The organism is Bacillus sp. FSL L8-0193, from assembly GCF_037976065.1.
In the GTDB taxonomy this organism is placed as follows: Bacteria; Bacillota; Bacilli; order Bacillales; family Bacillaceae; genus Bacillus; species Bacillus paralicheniformis.
Map to the genome: position 1 here is coordinate 2,258,629 of NZ_CP150261.1, position 22,344 is coordinate 2,280,972.

25 protein-coding genes are annotated in these 22,344 nt (G+C 43.4%); 10 read left to right on the forward strand and 15 right to left on the reverse strand.

Annotated elements, in window-relative coordinates; genetic code table 11:
- Positions 1–50: 50 nt before the first annotated feature.
- The 4 genes from MHH76_RS11195 to MHH76_RS11210 form a co-directional block, all read right to left on the reverse strand.
- A complete protein-coding gene (locus MHH76_RS11195; RefSeq protein WP_023857333.1) occupies positions 51–1,400 on the reverse strand; it encodes an amidohydrolase family protein in 1,350 nt (449 codons plus the stop codon).
- Between the two features lie 370 nt (positions 1,401–1,770).
- The gene (locus MHH76_RS11200) at positions 1,771–2,022 is read right to left on the reverse strand and encodes a CotD family spore coat protein (protein ID WP_020451792.1); all 252 of its coding nucleotides are present in this window, start codon (positions 2,020–2,022) and stop codon (positions 1,771–1,773) included.
- A 230-nt stretch (positions 2,023–2,252) separates the two neighbouring features.
- Complete coding sequence (locus tag MHH76_RS11205; RefSeq protein ID WP_020451793.1) at positions 2,253–2,462, reverse strand: hypothetical protein; 210 nt, start codon at positions 2,460–2,462, stop codon at positions 2,253–2,255.
- 232 nt (positions 2,463–2,694) lie between these two features.
- A complete protein-coding gene (locus MHH76_RS11210) occupies positions 2,695–3,477 on the reverse strand; it encodes an alpha/beta hydrolase (RefSeq protein WP_025811305.1) in 783 nt (260 codons plus the stop codon).
- 137 nt (positions 3,478–3,614) lie between these two features.
- On the opposite strand from MHH76_RS11210, the gene MHH76_RS11215 reads away from it, so the two are divergent.
- Complete coding sequence (locus MHH76_RS11215; RefSeq protein WP_025811304.1) at positions 3,615–4,118, forward strand: hypothetical protein; 504 nt, start codon at positions 3,615–3,617, stop codon at positions 4,116–4,118.
- An 82-nt stretch (positions 4,119–4,200) separates the two neighbouring features.
- On the opposite strand, the gene MHH76_RS11220 is transcribed toward MHH76_RS11215, so the two are convergent.
- Positions 4,201–4,437: a CotD family spore coat protein gene (locus MHH76_RS11220; protein ID WP_065643871.1), complete on the reverse strand. Its 237-nt coding sequence runs from the start codon at positions 4,435–4,437 to the stop codon at positions 4,201–4,203.
- Positions 4,438–4,611: 174 nt separating this feature from the next.
- On the opposite strand from MHH76_RS11220, the gene MHH76_RS11225 reads away from it, so the two are divergent.
- Together MHH76_RS11225 and MHH76_RS11230 are read left to right on the forward strand one after the other, a co-directional pair.
- Positions 4,612–5,235 carry a LysE family translocator gene (locus tag MHH76_RS11225; protein ID WP_023857338.1) on the forward strand — a complete coding sequence of 208 codons (624 nt, stop codon included), beginning with the start codon at positions 4,612–4,614 and terminating at the stop codon, positions 5,233–5,235.
- A gap of 727 nt (positions 5,236–5,962) precedes the next feature.
- On the forward strand, positions 5,963–6,148 hold the full coding sequence (locus MHH76_RS11230; RefSeq protein WP_003182651.1) for a type Z 30S ribosomal protein S14: 186 nt from the start codon (positions 5,963–5,965) through the stop codon (positions 6,146–6,148).
- Positions 6,149–6,300: 152 nt separating this feature from the next.
- Here the strand turns inward: MHH76_RS11230 and MHH76_RS11235 are convergent, their stop codons facing one another.
- Entirely contained in the window at positions 6,301–6,759 is a 459-nt protein-coding gene (locus tag MHH76_RS11235) for an NUDIX domain-containing protein (protein ID WP_020451797.1), read from the reverse strand.
- A gap of 161 nt (positions 6,760–6,920) precedes the next feature.
- Positions 6,921–9,587, reverse strand: coding sequence for a phosphoenolpyruvate synthase (locus tag MHH76_RS11240; RefSeq protein WP_025811302.1), 2,667 nt, complete (start codon positions 9,585–9,587; stop codon positions 6,921–6,923).
- A 263-nt stretch (positions 9,588–9,850) separates the two neighbouring features.
- Here MHH76_RS11240 and MHH76_RS11245 point away from each other — a divergent pair, with 263 nt between their 5' ends.
- From MHH76_RS11245 to MHH76_RS11260, 4 genes are all read left to right on the forward strand, one after another.
- Entirely contained in the window at positions 9,851–10,456 is a 606-nt protein-coding gene (locus MHH76_RS11245; protein ID WP_025811301.1) for a TetR/AcrR family transcriptional regulator, read from the forward strand.
- A gap of 101 nt (positions 10,457–10,557) precedes the next feature.
- Positions 10,558–10,683, forward strand: coding sequence for a hypothetical protein (locus MHH76_RS11250; protein ID WP_020451800.1), 126 nt, complete (start codon positions 10,558–10,560; stop codon positions 10,681–10,683).
- Between the two features lie 21 nt (positions 10,684–10,704).
- Positions 10,705–11,160: a YndM family protein gene (locus tag MHH76_RS11255; protein WP_020451801.1), complete on the forward strand. Its 456-nt coding sequence runs from the start codon at positions 10,705–10,707 to the stop codon at positions 11,158–11,160.
- Between the two features lie 123 nt (positions 11,161–11,283).
- Positions 11,284–11,799 carry a DinB family protein gene (locus MHH76_RS11260; RefSeq protein WP_025811300.1) on the forward strand — a complete coding sequence of 172 codons (516 nt, stop codon included), beginning with the start codon at positions 11,284–11,286 and terminating at the stop codon, positions 11,797–11,799.
- Positions 11,800–11,841: 42 nt separating this feature from the next.
- On the opposite strand, the gene MHH76_RS11265 is transcribed toward MHH76_RS11260, so the two are convergent.
- Both MHH76_RS11265 and MHH76_RS11270 read right to left on the reverse strand, forming a co-directional pair.
- Positions 11,842–12,468, reverse strand: coding sequence for an FMN-dependent NADH-azoreductase (locus MHH76_RS11265; RefSeq protein WP_025811299.1), 627 nt, complete (start codon positions 12,466–12,468; stop codon positions 11,842–11,844).
- A gap of 300 nt (positions 12,469–12,768) precedes the next feature.
- Entirely contained in the window at positions 12,769–14,232 is a 1,464-nt protein-coding gene (locus MHH76_RS11270; RefSeq protein WP_025811298.1) for a serine hydrolase, read from the reverse strand.
- Between the two features lie 1,425 nt (positions 14,233–15,657).
- Here MHH76_RS11270 and MHH76_RS11275 point away from each other — a divergent pair.
- Positions 15,658–16,062, forward strand: coding sequence for an integrase (locus MHH76_RS11275; RefSeq protein ID WP_020451805.1), 405 nt, complete (start codon positions 15,658–15,660; stop codon positions 16,060–16,062).
- Here MHH76_RS11275 and MHH76_RS11280 read toward each other — a convergent pair.
- The 4 genes from MHH76_RS11280 to MHH76_RS11295 all read right to left on the reverse strand — a co-directional run bounded on the left by MHH76_RS11280 (position 15,950) and on the right by MHH76_RS11295 (position 17,975).
- Positions 15,950–16,354: an aminotransferase class I/II-fold pyridoxal phosphate-dependent enzyme gene (locus tag MHH76_RS11280; RefSeq protein ID WP_043054340.1), complete on the reverse strand. Its 405-nt coding sequence runs from the start codon at positions 16,352–16,354 to the stop codon at positions 15,950–15,952. The two genes, MHH76_RS11275 and MHH76_RS11280, sit on opposite strands and share 113 nt — an antisense overlap.
- A 29-nt stretch (positions 16,355–16,383) precedes the next feature.
- Entirely contained in the window at positions 16,384–16,872 is a 489-nt protein-coding gene (locus MHH76_RS11285; RefSeq protein ID WP_020451807.1) for a TraR/DksA C4-type zinc finger protein, read from the reverse strand.
- Positions 16,873–16,984: 112 nt separating this feature from the next.
- The gene (locus tag MHH76_RS11290) at positions 16,985–17,329 is read right to left on the reverse strand and encodes a PH domain-containing protein (protein WP_020451808.1); all 345 of its coding nucleotides are present in this window, start codon (positions 17,327–17,329) and stop codon (positions 16,985–16,987) included.
- 436 nt (positions 17,330–17,765) lie between these two features.
- Positions 17,766–17,975, reverse strand: coding sequence for a DUF6501 family protein (locus MHH76_RS11295; protein WP_043928038.1), 210 nt, complete (start codon positions 17,973–17,975; stop codon positions 17,766–17,768).
- Positions 17,976–18,242: 267 nt separating this feature from the next.
- Between MHH76_RS11295 and MHH76_RS11300 the strand changes: the two genes are divergently transcribed.
- Together MHH76_RS11300 and MHH76_RS11305 are read left to right on the forward strand one after the other, a co-directional pair.
- Positions 18,243–19,730 (forward strand): aldehyde dehydrogenase family protein, encoded by a 1,488-nt coding sequence (locus MHH76_RS11300; protein ID WP_059230638.1) that lies wholly within the window; start codon positions 18,243–18,245, stop codon positions 19,728–19,730.
- 124 nt (positions 19,731–19,854) lie between these two features.
- On the forward strand, positions 19,855–21,087 hold the full coding sequence (locus MHH76_RS11305; RefSeq protein ID WP_239692927.1) for an MFS transporter: 1,233 nt from the start codon (positions 19,855–19,857) through the stop codon (positions 21,085–21,087).
- Positions 21,088–21,214: 127 nt separating this feature from the next.
- Here MHH76_RS11305 and MHH76_RS11310 read toward each other — a convergent pair whose 3' ends face one another.
- Both MHH76_RS11310 and MHH76_RS11315 read right to left on the reverse strand, forming a co-directional pair.
- Positions 21,215–21,751: a GNAT family protein gene (locus MHH76_RS11310; RefSeq protein ID WP_023857348.1), complete on the reverse strand. Its 537-nt coding sequence runs from the start codon at positions 21,749–21,751 to the stop codon at positions 21,215–21,217.
- Between the two features lie 17 nt (positions 21,752–21,768).
- Positions 21,769–22,170, reverse strand: coding sequence for a cytidine deaminase (locus tag MHH76_RS11315; RefSeq protein ID WP_020451813.1), 402 nt, complete (start codon positions 22,168–22,170; stop codon positions 21,769–21,771).
- Positions 22,171–22,344 lie beyond the last annotated feature (174 nt).

Sequence of the window (22,344 nt, forward strand, 5' to 3'; positions counted from 1 at the left end):
CCTTCTGAAGTCAAGCAAGGTAAGTTTATCACTGAATTTCAAAGGAAAGATCAATAGGCGCCTTCAGGGGATCGGGATAAGATATGGTCTCTAGCTTCCAGCGCTTTTTGTCTCACCTTTTCAAGATCTGCATCAACCAATCGACCGTTTCGTTTCACTGCTTTTCCTGCGACATATACGGAATCTACATTTCCGGTGTGCGCGCTTTGGACGATGGCCCCCACCGCATCAGTGAAAGGGAGCAAATTGACGCTGTCCGTTTTCACCATGATAAAGTCAGCTTCTTTGCCGGGGGAAAGCGAGCCGATTTTATGATCGAGCCTTAATGCCCTCGCCCCGTCAATGGTCGCTGCTTTCAAGATTTGTTCGGCCGATATGCTCAATTCGGGACCAGGCATGATCCCTTCTTTCAACAGCTCTTCATTGCGCTTTGCACGCTCTGCTTGAAGGGCAAATTTCATCTGTGCGAAAAGGTCACCTCCCGTCGATGTCACAACATCAACCCCAAGTGCAGTAAGAACCCTGTTTTTTAAGGCGAGCCCTGTAACAGGATAGCCGTGCCCCATCATCATCTCAATTTCTGGTGTCACAGAAATCGAGCTTCCGTGAGCCGCAAGCATTTTCATTTCTTCTTCACTCATCGCATTGGCATGCACCATATTTAAATCGGGACCGAGCAGCCCGGCTTGATTTAGCTTCTCAATCGAACGATCTTTCGCTCCCCAGTTGCCAAACGCAATATGCATGCTGCATAAGGCATCAAGTTCCCGGGCCGTTTCGATTTCAAACACAGATGTCTTCCATGAAGAAAACTCCGGACCGCGAATGGCAAGCCCCATCGTCAAAAGCTGATCCTTCGATTGAAAATATGCTTTTTTTACCCGTTTCGCTTCGTCCATATTCGAAAGATCACTGTCTCTGTCCCAATATTCGGCATCACCGGATGTTCCGAAAGCGAATACTGCGCGAATGCCGGCGTCTTTCAGTCCCGCAATCAGCTGGTCCGTATGATCAGGCGATTCAATCATCGTCCAGTCCAGCAAAGTTGTGACCCCTGCCTCAAGCGCCTCAAGCGCTCCTAAATAGTTCGCGACCCAATCATCCTCAGGCCTTCTCATTGATCCATAATTGCCATAATAAATCCGGTTTAAATAGGTTTGCAGGGACCAGTCGGCTCCGATTCCGCGGATCACAGATTCCCATACGTGGCGGTGTGTATCGACAAATCCAGGCATGATCAGCATGTTGGAGGCATCAACAATCTCAGCGTCTCCCGGTGCAATCGACTCGGCAACGTCTAGAATGAAGGAGCCTTCAATCAGCATGTCCCCTTTTTCGATCGTATGAAGCTGCGGATCAAGAGTTACAATCGTTGCATTTTGAAAAAGTGTTTTTTTCATAACGGTTCTCCTTTCTTCCCAGCCAACTAGAAAAAACAGCATCCTATATGTACCATTTTAAAATAAAAAAGGTATAAATGATATTAATATGTATTGTGCGACTTGAAAATCCGCCTTCTGAGCTAGATGGAAGAGATGCAGTACACGATCACGTTAGAAAAAAAAGAAAGGTGAATTGCAGGAAACAGCGGTTGTTTAAATTGCAATGATGCGTTGTGTATTTATCGTAAATTCTGCTTTCATACTGCTCGCAATCACGATATACGGTTACTACCTCCCAAATGGAAACAGACCATAAAAAAGCTATGGTCTGTGAAATGAGTGAACGTATATTTAACTGCGATCAAAATATGGTATAATCAAGCTTTTATTAATAGCAATGGCCATAGTCCGACTTTTTTTCATAGCCTTTGCAAGGTTTTCCGCAATGATAGTGTTCATGCGAAACGTCTTTATGATGTGAATAAGTGTGCGGATAGTAATGAACATGTTCATATTTGTGGTGGTCAATTTTTTTAGTATGCTGCGGATGAATATGAGGAACGACAGACTTTGAATACTTATGATCCTCACAATATTTCGTAGGGTAAACATGCGGCTCATGATGTTTTTTGCAGTACATGTGTACACGCTCCTTTCATTTTATAGATTCACTAGTACATTATGCTGAAAAGCTAAAGCCTGACTGCATAAGTACCTATACTTTGTCCCTTTTTTTGCCCGTTCATTTTCTGAAGATCGTGTTTGGAAAATCTGCTTGATTACCCTGAAGCATCCGCCGGTTGAATACCCCTTGCTTCCGGAGTTAAAAAACACACTAAACGAATACTTTAAATGTTCGCTTAAAGTCCTTCATCTCCAATATACCTTGACGGGCTCTGTATGAATATGCAGCTCTGTTTTTGTATCGAAATGAACAACAAAGCCTCTGATTAATCCATAGAACTTATTTTTTTCTGTAATTTTCATAACGGTCGCTTCGTCTTTAAATCCTGGCGGATGGCATGGCTCACCTACAATATATTGCTTTGAATGAACGGTGATTGCTTGAATTGACTTCATTAAATTCCATTCCCCCTCAAGAAACGTCATGCTTCCTTCTGCTTCTGCGCAAAACGGAGATTCACCCTAGTAAAAATTGCGATTCTTCTCTTCCCTGGAATGCAAAATTATTCGGGTATTTTTACGCTACAAACTGTAGAAGCAGTCTCGGTGATTATCATCATAACACGTTATCCAAAATATTCCTTTCTGCTTTTTGAACATTATGTGGCGGCAGCTCCTCGGTATAGAATCAACCGATAAACTGCGTTAAAATACGGTTGAACATTTCGCGTTCCTCCCAGAACGGACCGTGTCCGCTGTATTGAAACGGAACAAGATATGAATTTCTTATTTTGCGGTTGAGTTCCTTTGCTTGTGCAAACGGAATCACCTTGTCTTGAACACCGTGAATGATCAAGGTCGGAGCAGCGACTTTTCCAAGATCATCAAACAGTTTCTCATCTCTCAGCATGTCGATGACCGCTTTTGTTGACCAGCCTGCCGCCTGCAATCCCAATTGAAAAAACCAGTCCGAGAACGGTTGTGTAATATATTGAAAGAAAAATGTGTCGGTCACTTCACGCATCATCTTAGGACGATCGTGAGACGCTTGCTGAAGCAATTTGGCTGCCGTCTCTTCTGTAAATCCCACAGGTGCCGCTGCATCGATCAAAACCAGCTTTGAGACCCCGGAACCCCTGTATCGCGACATATAGCGAAGTGCTATGGCGCCGCCGGTTGAATGACCGGCAAGCGTGAAGCGGTTTAGTTGAAGCGTCTCAACGACAGCGTGGATATCGTCAGCCAAACGGTTGTAATTGTAGCCCGTCGCCGGCTTATCCGAACGCCCGAATCCCCGCCAGTCAATGCCGATACAGCGGTATCCCTTTTGTGAAAGATCGTCAAATTGATATTCAAACTGCAGATGGCTTAATGGCCAGCCGTGCAAAAATACAATTGTTTTGCGGCTTTGAGGATTGATGTCTTCTACGTACAGGTTAACGCCTGATTCTGCCTGAACAAAGTATCCCATGCCGTCGCCCCCAATCATGGTGTCTTTTACCATAAGGTACTCCCAAAATGTCAATAGGTGAATGTCCTGGCGGCTGAAGGTGAAGAATTTGAAAAGGTGTGACTGGTTAGACTATTTCAAGATACGGAGGTGGTTCAATGATGAAACGCTTGGGAAGTCTTGCTCTGTCGCTTGTCCTCATGCTGCCTGCGGCGGCGATCCAAGCGCAGCCTGCCGCACCAATACCTTATCCATGCAGCGTCGTTCTTCATCCAGCCCAGGATATTCCCAATGCCCGTGGAACGGCTTTAATTGCAAAAGTGAAAAAACCGTATACCGAAGCACCTGACAGTCCAGTCAGGGAACGGCGAAGCGTCGGCATCTACGCCGATTGGCTTCCGGCCCCTGCTTCATTTGGAGATTATGATCAATATGAAGGAATGGCCCGGATACCGGACCAGATCAGCTGGCGCTTCACCATGCATCTCGTACGGGAAGACGCGCCAAGCTGGTTTGGCGGAAGTCTTTGGGCGGGCAAATTTGATGAAATATCATCAGAGCTGACTGTGAATACCCGAGTCGAAGTGCGTCCTTACAATTCGAAGACGAAAAAGGCCGGCCGAGCTGTTTTGCAGGGGACTTTGCAAGGTTGCAGGAACTAAATTAAAAAAAGGCCGCAGAAGCACCATTAGGACGCTTCTTACGGCCTTTTTTTCATGAGAAGAACTTTTTCTTCCGGAAAGGTTAGTATTTTTCGTAGCGATTACAAGGTTTACCGCAGTAAGAGTGATCATGATAAACCGGCTTATAGCTTGAATAAGAATGCGGATAATAGTGAACATGCTCGTATTTCTGATGATCCACTTTTTTAATATGCTGCGGATGGATGTGAGGAACGATCGTTTTAGAGTATCTGTGATCCTCACAGTACCTAGTAGGATGCACAACTGGCGGCAGAACGCGCGGTTTGCAGTAAGACATAAGCACTTCTCCCTTCCTTGAGTTTCATTCTTCATTATCAAAATATGTTGATTAGCACAAACTTGTACTAATACAAGAAACTAAAAAACCGTCCATTTTCCCCGCCTTTTCACTCAAAAAAAAGTTTCTCTGATAGTATAATAAAAAAATACTAATGAAAATGGAGTTGGACAGATGGATGTGATATCGATCGTTTCTTTTTTAGGTGCGGCTGTACTGCTTACACTTATGCCGGGCCCTGACAACTTGTTCGTTTTGGCACAGAGCATCTCAAAGGGAAAATCGGCAGGTACAGCAACCGCATGCGGGCTATGCACAGGGTTAGTCGTCCACATCACAGCTGCTGCAGCAGGTATTTCTGCTGCGATCTATCAATCAGCTGTCGCCTTCTCGATCGTGAAATATGCAGGTGCAGCCTATCTGTTGTTTTTAGCTTACCAGTCTTTCCGGCGAAAAAGTGCTGGTTTCAATCTTGAAGCTAAAGATTCATTGAACCGCAGGGCTTTATACCAAAAAGGCGTTGTGATGAATCTATTAAACCCGAAGGTCTCATTGTTCTTCCTTGCCTTTCTTCCGCAATTTATTCATCCCGGCACCTTCAGCGTGACAACGCAAATGCTCGTTTACGGCATGTTATTTTTAATTCAAGCGTTTGTGATCTTTGTGATGATCAGCCTGTTTGCGGAAAAAGTCGGAGACCGGCTGCGCAGAAGTCCGCAAGCCGCCAAAAAAGTTCATTTGCTGGAAGGGTCTTTATTCGCTTTGATCGGGCTTAAAATAGCGATCAGCCAAAGGTAGCCGCTGAAAAAAAGGTGTACAGCCAGCACACCTTTTCCCCATTTTACCGCTTATAACATTTGACGCGTTTACCATTTCCACCGTCGGCGCCGTTTTCAAGGACACAGCGGCAATGTCATCCCTAGAACATCGAGGTTCATGTGAAAATGAACAGCCCTGCATTCCGTGATTCGTTTTCAAGCTTGATCTAGAGCGGGAGCTGGTGTTGCGGAATCGAAGTGATTTGTTTCTTTGGCTGGAGTCGAATCACAAGACTGTCAAATTCTGCAGCGCTTTCTTGCTGTGTTAGATTCTTCCTTCGTTTCATTGTATAGTGGAGTGTCAGACAATGAGACAAAAATCTAAATACCGTTGTTCTCTATCCTTCCCCCCTTTCTTTGAAGCCAGTATACAAATTTCCCGCTGCTTCGTAATGATGCAAATCGGTTATTTTCCGCTCAATCCAAATCATCAGATCGAGCAAAGCGGACACATCGATCTTAGGGATGGCAGATCAGTCAATCGATGGGCGTGGGTCTTTTTTGATAGAATATGCCGCTTTTTAAGGAGAAACGGGATCGTTTAATTGCTTTAATCAATGAGATTCATTTTCGCTTTTTATCTGCAAAGCGAGTCTTTTGAATTTATTTACAAATGATATTTTAAATGTTATAATAAATTGTTTACAGAAATAAATTCTATTTTTATCTATATAAATCGATGAATTTAAAATGAAGGAGGTAAAAAGATGGCCAAGACTTCAATGATTGTCAAACAAAAACGGGAACAAAAGTTCAAAGTCAGAGAGTACACCCGCTGTGAACGCTGCGGCAGACCGCATTCCGTGATTCGGAAGTTTAAATTGTGCCGCATCTGCTTCCGTGAGCTTGCTTACAAAGGGCATATCCCCGGCGTTAAAAAAGCAAGCTGGTAAGAACGACTTCGTCAGCCTTTTTAAGAGGCTGGCTTTTTTGATTTAGGCTCTGTTGAATTTTAATGTTGATATTGCATGAAAATAGAGGAAATCCTATGATTAGGGTTTCCTCTATACTTGTTCAACTAACGTCTCTGTTAGCTGGATAAGAACTATTGAATCAGTTGCTCATTATACACACTCATTGAGTGTACATTCTCTTTTAATAGGTTATCAATGATTTGCTTTATTACATTTGGTTCTCGTAAGTCTTCGTTCTCAAATGTTACAAGGTCACTTACTTTTATCCACTTGCAGTCTGAAATTTCATCTTCTTCGAGCTTGATAGAACCTCCGGTAACTTCACCAATAAAATGAAATAAAATAACTTGATTCTTCGTCCTGCTGATAAAATTATATACACCAGCAGCCGCAATCAGTTTTATGTCCAATCCAGTTTCCTCTTTAACTTCTCTTCGAGCTGAATGGAGAATGTCCTCTCCATATTCGATACGTCCACCCGGAAAGTTCCACTTATGAACGGCGGTAGGCTTATTCTCTTTTATCATCAAGACTTTATCATCCCGTAAGATTGATACACTGGCTACTAAAACAATTCCATTTTGCGACATCCATTTCTCCTTCATTTTCATTGGTTTGACTGGCTTCTTCTTTCATGAATCTGCTTTGTTCATTGAAAGCTCTCAACGCTTTGCTCACCTTGAGAATCAAACCGAACTCTTGTTCTGTTTTTATTATATCTGGTATAAGCATCAAACATCAATATAAGCGCTCATGAGCCGTCACTGTTCAATATTTGAACAAACCCGTTTGTTCCGTCGATTCGGATGTAGGCGCCGTCTTCTATGATGTCTGTCGCTTTGTCAATTCCGACGACCGCAGGAATGCCGTATTCCCTTGCCACTACTGAACCATGAGTCATCATGCCGCCCACCTCCGTAATCAGTCCAACCGCTGAAGTAAAAAGCGGAGTCCAGCCCGGATCAGTATACGGCGCCACTAAGATGTCCCCTTGATTCAGCTTCGCGTCTTCAGGGCTCTTCACAACTCTGGCGGTCCCTTCAATGATGCCCGCAGAAACCGGTGTCCCTGTGAGAGCTCCTTCGGGACTTTTTGCATTTCGCAGCCTCCCTGTAATGATTTCCCCTTCACTTGTCATCACGCGGGGGGATGTGAGCTTTTGATTGGACATATGCTGCCGTTTTCTGTCTGTTAACCATTCCGGAATATTCCCGATGCTGCGATTCTCCAATAGCGCGATAAGCTCTTCAAGCGTCAAGTAAAAAACATCGTCTTCACAATTGAGGATTCCTTTTTCAACGAGGTGGCGGGCTTCTTTAAGAATGGCTTTTTTGTATAAAAACATCAATTTTACAAGTGTAAATTTATGATGCTCCCGCATTCCCATCAGGCTTCGATACATATGAACGAGCCGGGAGATTCTCTTTTTTTCCGTGAAACGAAATTGAGAGATGATTTCCTTTTTTGCTTCTTCCGCTTCCATTTCGCCTTGTTTAAATTTCCTCCTGTGTTCCCCTTGGGCAGTCGTCCGAATATGGCTGAGTATGGACGGAACGAGCTGAACCGGAGCCTCTGCCCATCTTGGCCTTGTCATATCGATTTCTCCCACGCACCGCATCCCGTACTTTTTGAGATAACCATCTAAACTCGCCTTCAATTCGGCGCCGCCGGGGATTTTGAGCAATTCTTCCATAAAGTTTTCGCTGTCTGCACGCTTGAAATAGTCAATGACTTCAGGATACTTCCTCGCTTGATCGGAAAGATCCCCCAACTCAAGACCCATTTCCGTTGTGACATTATGAGGCAGGGATTTATACAATTTTCCCAGTAAAATAGCGCTTTTTTCGTCCCCCAGCTTTTTTTTCAGCTTTTTTTCGAGCGCTCCGGCTGCAATCATTCCGCTGAAGACATATACAGCGACTTTTGAAAGCACGTCTTGGAACATCCTTTCCATTCCTTTTTGGATGACGCGGATCGTCTCAGCACCGGAAGTCCGGCTAAGCTTCTCCTCGGTGTCCGTCACGATCGCTTCAATGATCAATTCCGCTTTTTTCTCGGCTTTATCGGGGTTTTTCATCAGCAGGATTCCGACAACCTTTAATGCTGCCGGAATCAAAATCGGCATCAATCTCCCGGCAATATGAAACATGCCTTTTATCGAAATGGAATTAAGCTGTTGTTCTTTGCGCTTGACTGCCTCCGATACAGCAGATGCCATCAGCTGATCCATACCATTTAATACTTTAAGCAGCCGGCTTCGGGCGAATCTGAGGGAAAGAACACCCGTAATATCGGCGAACACTCTTCCTCCCGCTTCGCGAAGAATCGGCTGTGCCGAAGGGTCTTTTTTAAAAAATCGGAGAACTTGGCTGATCACCGATACACCCAATGGTTTCATTGGATCGGTCATCATTTGGATATAGCCAAAATTAATCAATACATGCGGCTTATCATCAAAAACGTGTACGGCCGGGTATAGGGATGTGATCGGCCGGCTTTGAAGAATGTAAAAGCTGCCGCCGGCAAAAGCCCATTCTATATCCTGTTCCTTACCGTAGTGAGCCTCGATTCTGCGCCCCAGTTCTGCCAATTCGACGATTTTTTGATCCGGCAAAGCCTGTGTTTGTTGTTCTTCCGGAGAGAGGGTTTTCTGAATGGTTCCTCCTTCTGGAACGGAGTAAATGGCCGATTCCTTCTTCGAAAGTTGTTTTTTGACGATTTCACCTGACTGAACCTGATACAGATCAGCGCTCACAATTCCGGACACCAACGCTTCACCCAAGCCGAAGCTGGCATCGATGGAAACCGTTTTGCGGTGCCCCGTGATCGGGTCCGCAGTGAACATAATACCGGACACCTCGGGAAAAACCATCTCTTGCACGACAACTGCAAGAAAAACAGAGCGGTGATCGAAACCGTTTTTCGCGCGGTAGGAAATCGCCCTGTCCGTAAACAGAGAGGACCAGCATTGTTTTACCGCATCAAGAAGCTGATCTTTTCCGCAGACATTCAAAAAGGTATCCTGCTGCCCCGCAAATGAAGCTGTCGGCAGGTCTTCTGCCGTAGCACTGGAGCGGACAGCATAGGCTTTATCTTTGCCGGTCGTATCAACGCCTTCCAGTATCGCCGATTTGATCTCGTCAGGTATGGGAATCTGGGCAAGATGCTCGCGAATCTGCTTCCCCGCAATCCGAATCTGTTCCAGATCATCATGCTTGAGCTGTCCAAGCTGGTCGATCAGGCTGTCGATGATGCCGCTTGTTTGTATGAACGCGCGATAGGCGGCAGTTGATATGCAAAACCCCTCGGGAACGGGAAAACCCGCTTTTGTCATTTCCCCGAGGTTCGCCCCCTTTCCGCCGACATAGGGCAAAGCAAATTGATCGATTTCATTGAAATACAGCACATATTTCTCCATTCTATCCTCTCCTTAGAGCCGCTTTTTGAAATTCCACGCCTCATTTTGGACGATTGATTTTGCCCTGGCCGGACTTTCAACACACTTTGTCTTATGAGACATGCTTTTTCATACACAAATATTGAACACTGTGTTGATTAATATTCATCATGTTTATTATAATTGCACAAAAGGCGAATGCAATGAACAATCAATCAGCAAATGTTAAGTTCTCAACACAAACATGGACATTGTTGATTTTCATGGACCTCAGGAGGATTTGTATGACTGGACAAAAAAAAGACCGCAGGGTAAAGCGCACGAAAAAAATGATTAGAGACGCACTTTCTGAACTGATGAAAAATAAAACGTTTGAAGAGATAACCGTCACGGACATTACAACGAAAGCCGATATTAACCGCGGCACGTTTTACTTGCATTACGAAGATAAATACGATTTGCTGGAACAAAGCGAGGAGGAAATTATCCAAGAGATCAGTAACATTGCTAAACGCTCGATTCACTCAATGGACATATTAAATCAGGATGTGATTGATCATCCGCTAACGTTTGTCGTCGATATTTTTCAATATATAAGAGAAAACGAGGTTTTTATGAAGGCAATTTTAGGCCTGAAAGGCCCGGGTTCCTTCCGTTTGAAATTCAAATCGGTTTTGAGCATCAATTTAAAACGGCTGAAAAAAGCGATCAAGGCGGATCCGATCGTACCGGAGGACTACTTGATTTCCTATATAACCGGCGCTCATATCAGCGTCATGCAGCAATGGCTGGAAAACGGCATGAAAGAGACGCCGCATGATATGGCGCTCATTTTATCAAAAATAACCGGGATGGGCCCTGCATACGCGGCAGGACTGAGAAAAAAATGACAGGCTTTCAGGAAGAGGGATAACCCTCTTTTTTGCTTTTTTCGTGGTATGTATAAGAAATCAAAAACAATCCAAAATATAGTGAAAAAGGTGGTGAGACCATGCAGAAGAAAGGCATTCAAAACAGCAGCCTCGAGCAGCTGAAAAACGACCACGAAACAGAAAGCGCATTCCAGCAGGATAACAAAAGCAATAAACAGCAACAAAACAGGAATGCTTTAAAATAAGCTGAAAGGTGTGGAAACGAAATGAAGCATGTAAGAGCATTGTGTTTAAAATTTATTGTGAGCCTTGTCCTCTTATATGTGGTGCTAACTCTATTTTTTGGCGTTCCATTTGGCGAAATGTTTGTTTTGACATTGTTTTTAGGTGTGATCTCCTATCTGATCGGAGATCTTCTTCTTCTGCCGAGAACAAACAATACAACTGCAACAATGGGAGACTTTGGCCTTTCCCTCGTATTGATCTGGGCGATTCTCGCCATGCAAAATAATCCGCCGTATGGTTCGCTTGCTGCCGCTTCAATCGTGTCAGCAATCGGCGTCACAGTGTTCGAATATTTCTTCCACCGCTATATGGAAGCCAACGTTTTGGGCGAAACGGAAAACGAAAAACGGGAAAAGCCAGGCTCATTGCAGTATCAAAGTGAAGCATCGGAAGAACTTTACCCGGTTACCCCATCTAAAAAACAGGACGAAGACTAAGCACAAAAACCTGCCGATCGGCAGGTTTTTTACTTTTTATGCCCCGAGGTATTTTTTCCTCATTTAAAGGAATATCGGTCTTTTTCACGAATTGATAATAAAAAAGTGAGGAGGGCTAAAAATATGACACATCGCGCACTAAAGCATTTAGATTATCACAACTGGGCGAATCAAAGGGTGCTCAGCCACCTGAAAAGCCTGCCTGAAGAGCTGTTCACCCGGGAAATCCAAAGCGTTTTTCAATCTGTATCTGAGGTCGTTACCCATATGTGCGTGGCCGACGCCTTGTGGCTGAAAGTAATATCCGGAGCCGCTTACGAGGAAGCAAAGGAAACCGGCATGCGGCTGAAAGAAATGTTAAAGGGAAAAAAGATTGATGACTTCGTCTCCATTTTTCAAGACACGGCGCTTCAATATGAAGCGTTTTTTGAAAATCTTGAAGACCCCGATGGTGAAATCACGATTGCACATCCGGCATTCGGCGAAATCAAAACGCCTGTTAGCGAACTCCTTCATCACGTGGTCAATCACGGCACGTACCACAGAGGCAACATTTCAGCGATGCTGAGGCAAATGGGTGAAGCGGGTGTGCCGACTGACTATGTTTATTATTTATTAAGCATGAAGCAGCCGACATAAATAAAAAACCCTTGTTCCGCTTTTGGAACAAGGGTTTCACAATTAAAATGATGCTGCAAGTTTTTTAGCTTCTGCTAAGCCGTTTTCAATGATTTTTTGAGCGTCGTCAGGAACAGCGTTGTGTCCTTCGATGACAACGGTATGCAGGTCTTTAACACCGAAGAAGCCCATGACGGTTTTCATGTAGTTCAATGACATTTCCATTGCAGCCATCGGTCCTTCAGAATAGAAGCCTCCTCTGGCATTTAACAGAGCAACCTTCTTGTCTCCCATCAGGCCTTTAGGTCCTTCAGGAGTGTATGTAAACGTCACTCCTGCGCGGGACAAGTAGTCCACATAAGTGTGAAGTACAGCTGGAACAGCAAAGTTCCACAATGGGAAAGCAAAAACAACTTTATCGGCTTTGACGAATTCGTCCAAGTAACGGTCCGCTACAGCTGCAGCTGCTTTTTCTTCCTCGTTCAATTCCATGCCTTTTCCTGCTTTAAATGTCCCGTTAATAGCATTTCTGCCCAGGTACGGCGGGTTTTCTTTGTAAAGATCAAGCTCTACAATTTCATCGTTTGGATGATTTTCTTTATAGCTGTTAAGAAACGCATCATAAAGTTTTACAGATACAGCTTCTTCAGCAGTACGGTCATTAGCTTTAACAAACAATACTTTAGACATTCTATTTTCCTCCCGTGCTAACGTTTCAATATTTACTTACAAATAGTATGTTACTTTCTTTTAAATAGAAAGTCAACTCATTTATTTTGATGCCAAAAGATGTTTCTATCAAAAAAGCCCTGTTCATATTTGATAAAAAACAAACGATTGCTCATATCAGCAAGAACTTTCGTTCGGATAATACAACATTATTTAAGTTCAAGCATAAAATATTATATTATGTAGCATATTTATGCGTGGTAGGAATATGCTGCGAAGCAAATAAAAAAGTTTTCGTTTAGGTTACAATGGCACATCTCATTAGGAACATTTATATCGATAACAATATACAAACCAAGTGATACTTGCACTTAGTAAAGACAACGCAATCAGTGCGGTTAGATAACTATACGTTTGCCAAACTAGAAATGACCTCCAACTAGCCCCAAATATTGTGGGGAGGATTAGGCATAGGATACCTATAAAAATTGTAGTCACAAGCCAAAAAGCTATGAGTATCAATCTCTTTTTCGTTAACGGTAATTTCCTATTCTGTTTCTTTCTACGCACCCCTAAAAAGAAAAATAGAATTGCTAGTAATGTTAGAGCAATTGTAGCGGAAGATAGGGCGATATCGGAAATCTGCATCAAACTCATTTGATAGCTTTGGGAGATGTTTCCGTCTAAAATATCCTTAATATTATATAACATATCAATATTTGTACTGGCACTATTGGATAATAGAGAGATACCTAGCTGTTCTTCTGGGAATAAGAATATATTTGTTGCAAACGTTGGATTACCACCTGCGTGTTGGATGAATGTCTGATCTGCATTCACGACCCACCCCGCCCCATAGTACAGTTCATCCACAGCCGCAACAGACCTATTGCCCTCATGTGATTTTGCAATCAGCCCTTGAAAGATTTCCGGAATATCTTCAACAATTCCCAATTGAATTCCCATCCAACGGGCTATGTCTTGAGAGGACGAAAACAGATACCCAGCAGGTGTGTTTCCTCTAAATTCCGGTGCATCATATGGCAGCGTCATGAAAAAAGCGGAACGATAGCCCTGTGCCAACTGACCTGTCGCTTGTACCTTACCTCTATTCGCATAAGTTTCATACAACCCCAGTGGTCGAAATACTTGTTCTTCCATAAAATCCTCAAAGCTTTGCCCCGATACGGTTTCTATCACCAAGCCCAGCACATCATAATTTACCGTCCCATATTCATATCTTTCGCCAGGTGGAAATACCACTTCGGCATCTATTAACATTTCAACGGTCTTTTGCAACATATCTGGTGTATTTCCCTCTGGGATATGCTGAGTATGATACCTATTGATTAACCCTGTAGTATGATGAAGGAAATGATTCAAAGTAACACTCTGCATGTCAACGGGCTGTCCCTGATATCGCAATGAGAACCAAGGTAAATACTCTACAACCGAATCGTCCATAGACAAAAATCCCTGCTCTTCCAAAAGTAAAATTCCTAAAGCAGTAAAAGCTTTGCTGACGGAGGCTAACTCCCATATGGTGTTTTCATTGGTCAAAATCCCTTCCTCAGAGTTTGCATAGCCGGATGAAAAGAAATAGGTATCATCCCTTGATTGTATTGAAACTGACATGCCCGGTGTGCCAGATATACGCCTAGCATCTTCTAATAATGATTGGATTGCAACAGACTCTTCCTCTGTCAATGCATAGGCTGAGGTGTTAAATCCAACAAACAACATAAATACTGTGATTATTGTTATAATTATCATCTTACTTCCCATGAGACACCCCCAGTAATAAAATATTGACTCGCTATCTGTGATCATGATGCCACTATATTTTTTCATTTCAAAGCAGACACATTATACCGATTATACAAGGGAAAAGGTTATTTCTGAATATGTAATGAGATTAATAAAATGGAAAAAGATAGATTAAGTTATGGCGCAGTACGTAAAAACTATTACCTTATCTTTGATAAACATAATAGAGAAATTTACATATTAAACATGATTATATGTAAATCTCCTTATTTTTCTGCTAATGTAAAAGATTTTGATAGGTGTATATTCAATGCTTTCATGTCTACAATCCATCAAGCAATTGTTTCTTCGTTTTATATCCAGATATTATACTTTATCGGCGTTCTGTCTCTCACTCAACATCGATTATGCCCCTATGACAATATGTCCGCAAGAATTTTATTGCAGCAAGAATTTCATTGCAGAATTTGATACTTTTTTCTCCCTCTCTAATAGTTGATATGATAAGGATATTACACAATATCACAACACATCATGCGATAATAACATTGAACAAATAAAGATTTATTTTGCACCCCCCCTACAACTCCAATACAAATCGTAATATGATATTAACCGTAACAAAGATATAGACAGAAACTTAGCAAGCGAGAAAATAAAAATGAGAAAGAGCGATGTATGAAGAGCTATTTTTTTAAAAAACAACATTGCATATCGTGATATTTATTTTGTGAGAATAGCCATACTAAAACCTTTCTACATGCGAAAAATCACTTCATAAGCTGTCTTTGAAAGGAATTATTTAAAAATACTCCCATACAACTAAATACAGAAGTTTGAAACTACTACATTCATGAATGGAAACCTAAGATGACTTGTTTCAAGCGAGACATACAAGCAGTCTCTAAACATTGTAGTTGATAAAACAGCGAGCAGTATTGACCGTAAAAGCTGTTATGTAGACTAATGATTGTAAAAACAATCTACTATATATCGCCATGATGGAAGCCTATTCCAGAGCGATTGATAAGCGCCGAGATACCGAATACGAACGGTTAGCGAGATAAATAGAAATAGTGCTTCATTTTTCACAATGGAAGTGAGTGCATGGAGAAATTATGAAAAACTGCCGAAGTGACACCGCATCCGCAAGCGGCAGCAAAAGCGAGCAAGTGGAAGCGGTGTGCGTGTCGTTGCGTAGCAACGACACCATTCTACCTCTCCATATCTAACAGGGAGGTAGGAAATAGAGAATAATAGTATGGAATCCGTTGATACGGTAAGGGAAATGATGTCCTGTGCTGGAATTTTGTGGCGGACATATCAAGGAATTGGATAAAAAAGGTGATAAAAAAAGACTTTTATATCAGATTGATGGAAGAAACAAAGAGATTTGACTTAGGCATGTAGATTCTTTTAAACAACTAACACTGGATATATCTTGTGAAGAAAAATGATATACAAAAAGCTACGTTTCAAAGATACCTAGAAGCGTCAGGGATTATTAGAAAGTTATTCGGAAATATTCAGTTAAAAGATATGAATGACATTGCTGTGCAAAGAAAAATTGATGAATACGCAAAGAAGCGTTCTCACAGTACCACTCGCAGCTTGTTAATAAAAGTCAAAATGGCACTTCGTGACGCTTACGCTCGTGGTTATCTCACGAATGATTTCGCAGAACTTGTCAAACCTCGTGGGAAAGAGTTATCGAAACGAAACAAAGCGTTATCCATTACGGACTTCCAAAAGCTAAGAACATATCTACTAGCACACACAGAGGAAGAATTTCATGTGCTCGTCTTAGTAGCTTTAGAAACAGGTATGCGAAGAGGAGAATTGGGTTAACGTAGACACCTTCTTGATGAAGTGAGTCTGCAAAACGTAAAGTTGTGTCGCGATCTGGAAGAATAATTGGAATAATAGGTGATTCACTATGTAATACATTAAGACCTATTTGTTGAATGCCGTCTCTTAAGTACTTTTCGTTTTCGTGTAACTTTTCCTGGATGTCCGGATTTTTCTCTAGAATATCAATAGCTGCAATTAAACCTCCGATAACTGATAAATGTTTTATTGTGTCGAGTACTTGACTCCCCGTCGACAGTTGTAGGACATCTCTTTTAACAAACAGAGCCATAGAAAAAAGCACCCTGTTTTTGCGGGTGCTTATTTTGAATCCTGCTCCTCATCAAGACGTTCGTAAGCATATGAACGCTTTTGATCCATCGTTTCTCTGTTTGTCAAATCCTTCATTTGCCGTGTAAATTGCTCGTCATATCCTTCCCCCTCTTGATTTCTTTTTTCTGTTTCAGCTTGAGTCTCCGCGGTTTTTCTTGCATATGGAACGGCTTCGAGGCGCTCATATGGTATTTCTTGACCTGTTGCTTCACATATTCCGTATGTGCCGTCTTCCAATCGCTTGAGGGCGTCTTCCACTTCTTTTAATAAATTTCTGTCCGTCTGCCGGAAGGTCTGCTCTCTCATTCGTTCAAAATAAACGCTGGCATGGTCAGCCTGATGATTATCAACTCCGTTTGAAAGCTCGCCCGTTTCTTCCGCCATCGACTGATCTGTTCCTTCTGCAGGGGAAAGGCTTTGTTTTAAGTCAATTAATTTATGGTAGAGATGGTCTTTTTGTTTTTGTGTTAATGGCATGGCTGATCCTCCTCCTTTCTTCTTCCTTTCCCGATTTCGTGGGAGAAAAACCCGCCTTTCCAAAATAAAAAGGCCGTTCAGACGCGGGCAAGCGGTGAACAGCCTTTACGGTTTATGCACATAAGTATTTTGATAACAGCGCTTGAATTTCAAGCATGTCGGTATCCTTCGTAAATTCCAGGTCAAAGATTTTGCTGCTGGTCATCAGAGAAAGAGAACTGTCTGGATTGAACATGCTGACTTCTCTAATCGCAAAGCCTTCAATCGATCTGTATGGCAGAAAGACGCGGACTTTCTTTTTGGAAAACAGTTTATTATCAAAAAAAATAATCCGCTTGTTCGTAAAACAAATTTGATCTATCCTCAGTCTGCAAACCGATTCAATTTTTTCTCCTTCTATAAGCAGCGGTTCAAATTTTTTGCCGTCTGCTGTCTTGCTTGCTGAAAAAACGCCCAATCAAAACCCCTCTTTCTGTATATCCAATTTATGTTTATGCACAAGGCAAAGTATACTTGTCAGTTACTAATAAGGATACGATAACCCTGATTTATAAACAATTACGAGCAGATTACATTTCTTTAACGCTATATGTTTGTTTTTACTATCAATTAATACGCCCGGCGGACGCGGGAGGTTTCAACTTTTTATCAGTTTTTTCAGCTTATTTTTCGTTTGCTACCAATCAAAAGGTGGATAACGGATAAAACAAAAAACCGCAGCAGGATGTTCTTCCTCTGCGGTTCTCTTCTGACTATTATGCCTGAAATGCACATATCAGGCACTTGCTTCTGCTTCGGTCAAGCAACTGATTCAGTCAGCCGATTTTTTATGAATGCGTGCGGGTGTATGTTCAACTCCCATTCATTGCTGTTGATGACCCGCGCGAATTGATTCAGGCTTTTACTTCTTCAAAGTACTCTTTGTAATAGCCTCCGACTTTGTTTGTATTATCGATGATAAACAGAAACTCTTCCGTTTCGTTTTTGACCTCGTATACGTTACCGACGGTCAGCGCTCTGTTGACGATGTACTTTTTGGCATCGGTATGTATGCACTTTACTTTTTTAATGGTTTTATTGTTCTGCCATTTTTCGTGAATCATGTGGATGTCTCCTTTTTCATACGTGTATAGTTTCCATTGTAGCGTTTTTTCGCCGAAATGCAATGCGATCTGGAGGCGAATGTGATTTTAAAGAGCATGGATATTGATTTGGTTTCATTCCCTGTTATAGAATGGTGGTGTATAGTTCCAAAATCAGAAATATATCCCTCTTCCATCCGCGCAATGACCGAATCAAAAGACAAACCAGCATCAAGACAACTCACCCGAAGACAGACCAAAATTTCAAAGGAGGTTTGTTTGACAAACATGAGTTCATTAACAATGCAGGTCAGTAAAAAGCTGGAGTCATTTTTGCAGGGAACAAAGAAGCTCTATATTAACGGGGAATTTGTAACCAGCGCCTCAAACAAAACGTTTGAGACCCCAAACCCGGCGACTGGTGAAACGCTCGCCACCTTATATGAGGCAGGTCCCGAGGATGTGGACAAAGCGGTGAAAGCCGCGCGGGAAGCCTTTGACCGCGGTGAGTGGCGGACGATGAACCCGGCCGAAAGAAGCCGGCTGATGTACAAACTCGCCGATCTGATGGAGGAACACAAAACGGAACTGGCTCAGCTTGAAACGCTGGATAACGGGAAGCCGATCAGCGAAACGACCGCAGGCGATATTCCGCTGTCAATTGAACATATGCGCTATTATGCCGGCTGGGCGACGAAAATAACCGGACAGACGATTCCTGTTAACGGACCTTATTTCAACTATACACGACATGAGCCTGTCGGAGTTGTCGGGCAAATTATCCCTTGGAACTTCCCGCTTCTGATGGCCATGTGGAAAATGGGAGCCGCCCTTGCAGCGGGATGTACGGTTGTCTTAAAACCGGCGGAACAAACGCCGCTTTCCGCTCTGTATTTGGCAGAACTGATCGATGAAGCAGGCTTCCCGAAAGGCGTCATCAACATCATTCCTGGCTTCGGTGAGACGGCCGGAGAAGCTCTGACCGATCATGCCCTTGTCGACAAACTGGCATTCACAGGGTCAACGGAAATCGGCAAAAAAATTATGGAGAAAGCGGCCAAATCGGTTAAACGGGTTACCCTTGAACTCGGCGGAAAGTCGCCGAATATCATCCTCCCTGACGCCGACCTGAAGAAAGCGATTCCAGGCGCACTGACCGGCGTCATGTTCAATCAAGGCCAAGTGTGCTGTGCGGGATCACGCGTGTTCATCCATAAAGACCAATATGACAAAGTCGTCGATGAAATGGCCGCTTATTCCAAATCGCTCCGCCAGGGTGCGGGCCTTCATGAAGACACGCAAATGGGACCGCTTGTCAGCAAAGAGCAGCACGAACGCGTCCTCTCGTATATTGAAAAAGGACGTCAGGAGGGTGCGAAAATCGCAGCCGGCGGAACATGCCCTTATGAACAGGGATACTTTGTTTCTCCGACTGTATTCACCAATGTCGAAGACGAGATGACAATAGCAAAAGAAGAAATCTTCGGTCCTGTTTTGGCGGCGATCCCTTATGAAACGGTAGATGAAGTGATCGAACGGGCCAATCGCAGCGAATACGGCCTTGCTGCTGGCGTATGGACGGAAAATTTGAAAAACGCCCACTATATCGCCGACCGTCTGCAAGCCGGTACCGTTTGGGTCAACTGCTATAATGCCTTTGACGCTGCATCCCCATTCGGCGGCTACAAACAGTCGGGACTCGGACGTGAAATGGGCTCATACGCTCTGGATAACTATACAGAAGTAAAAAGCGTCTGGATTCATACAGGCGAATAACGCAAGACATGAGTTTCTGCAGCCGCCCTGTCGATCAGGGCGGTTTTCTTTTTGTGGAAATAAACATTTATAGATACATATGGTAAAATGGATGATAGTTTAAATCGACTGGAATGATAGAATCGTGTATTCTTCCTCTCTTAGCAAAACCCTCTGGAATCAAAAAAGCTTTAGATACATATGGGCGTCACAAACAGCACAGGCTGTCGGATCGATTTTGATGACGATCATCGTCATGGTCGATGTGTTTAAGGAAACGAACTCTGTATTCGGATCGGGTCTGGTTTTGGCTTTATCCTCGTTCGGCAGTGTATTAGGCGGTGCGATGGCTGCTTTTGCTATTCAGCGCCTCGACCTGCTTCAAACAGCGGCTTGTTCAACATGGTTCAGAGCGGTCTGCGCATTATGCATCGGCTTATGCCAATCGCTGGGCTTACCCTCTTATATCATTTATATGCTGCTGTTTTTGCAAAGCTTTGTCGGCTCCTGGTATTCTCCCGCACAATTAGGTTTACTGTATCAAGCGATTAAAAAGCGCGATTACGTGGCTGCATCGGGAAGCATCGTAACGGTCAACCAGTTTGTTCAGGCAGCAGGCTGGGGGCTCGGCGGCTATTTAACCGTTTTGACCCAGACTCACACGCTGACAGTGTTTACAGCAGGACTCTTTTTCGTATCAGGGCTTTTAATCAAATTGCCTGATTTGAAAACAGCGGTTATCCCTCGCCAAAAAATCCGCACACAATCAGTCTGGCGCACTGTATACAGGAAGAAAACCGTTTTGCTGCTTACGATGATGGACATGTCAGAAGGTTTAGCAAATGCGGTCTGGACTTCCGCCGTTTTGCTGGCTTTTACGAAAGAGGTGCTGAATAAAGGAGAGGCTTGGTGGGGATTCATCAATGCCGGTTATTTTTTGGGAGCAATTTTGGGCGGCATTCTCGCTGTGCTCTTTTCCAACCAGCTCAAAAAAAGGCTTGGCCTCATGATTGTCTTGGGTTCTGTTTCAATGGGAATCACAACGCTTTTATTCGCCTATTCGTCAAATCCCCTCCTTTCGGTCATCCTCTGTATCATGATGGGTCCGCTTTATCAAGTAAGAGACGTCAGTCAGACGGTTATCCTTCAAGATACGTTGACAGATGAAGAGCGTGCACCGGTTACCGCCGCCAAAAATACCATTTTGACTGCATGGTCTGTTTTAACAATCGCCATTATGGGGGCTTTGGCTGACTTGATCGGGGTGCAAAGCGTATTTATCGCTGCCGCTGTATTATATGCCGGAACAGCCGCTGTCACATTTTTCGTACGGGATGTGAGAACGTACAGCCAGTCTGCAAGGCAAATAGAACGATGAAGCTGCTGTGGATATTCGATGACAATGGCGCTGATTGCCGGCGGCATTTACAGCCGTTCAGCAAAGATTGAAAATAAGAATGAACAAAGCGGCGCTCAGTAGAATAACATGCTGCGCGCCCTCTGATTCAGCGGGATATCAGCTCTTCGTATTCCCGCTTCAATATCCCCATAATGATTTCATCTGAGTACTGTTTATTCATATAAAGAGCCTCCCTGACCGTACCTTCCCTTTTAAACCCGGCTTTTTCATATGCTTTCAGCGCGCGCTTATTGTGTGAAAAGACTTCGAGCTGAAGGCGGTTAAGATCGAGCCTTTCGAATGCAAACTGCATGGCCAGCCGCACCGCTTCAGGACCATAGCCTTTGTTCAAATAAGCGGGGCTGTGCAAAGCGATTCTAAACCCTGCTTTTCGATTCGTCCGGTCGATGTCAATGATGGACAGATCGCCTATCAAACGATCGTCCTCCTTTAAGCAGACGGCAAAATCATAGCGCGTCTCATCGCTTGTGATTCTCTCGTAGTGCTCATAAAGGTCTTCCATCGTAAATTCGCGCGTCGTGCCCGTCATATATCTGATGTCTTCATTTTGAACAGCTTTGTAAAAGCTCTCCATATCCCCTTTTTCAACAGGTCTGAGATAAACCTTGCGGCACTCGAACATCGAACGCCCCTCCCCTGCTACTTTTGATACGCAGCAAACCAATGGTATGGCTGTATTTCCTTTAAAGATTTATAAAGCAGACGCCCATCCGGTACAGTTACAGCTGCTTTAAGATTTGGCCCCCAATAAAAAAGTCTTTCCTGGCATACCCCGCACGGCGTTAATACCTTGCATTCGGAATGTTCATCATCTCTCACAACACAAACAGAGTGCGTAATTTTTGCCTGATATTTATGGGCTTCGAGAATGGCGCCCGTTTCAATGCATAAATCGGTTGAAGCGTTGATTACTTCCGGCGCTACGCTCGTCAAGATTCTCCCGTCTTCGGTATACATGGCAGCTGCCCCGCCCCATCCGGTCGGATACCTCTTTTTGATCAATTCGACTGCGGTGTCATACAGCATCTGTTCAATATTCATTCAGCAACATCCCCCAAACATTGTTTCTAAGGTCTCTCTTTTTACAATACCTGATAATGGAACAGAGGTAAACGAAGATATTCATGATTTCCTGATCATGCTCACGCATGCCCGCGCTGACGAATGCCTCTGTATGCTCATCACATATTCTAAATCGCTGTTCTTCTGTTTTCA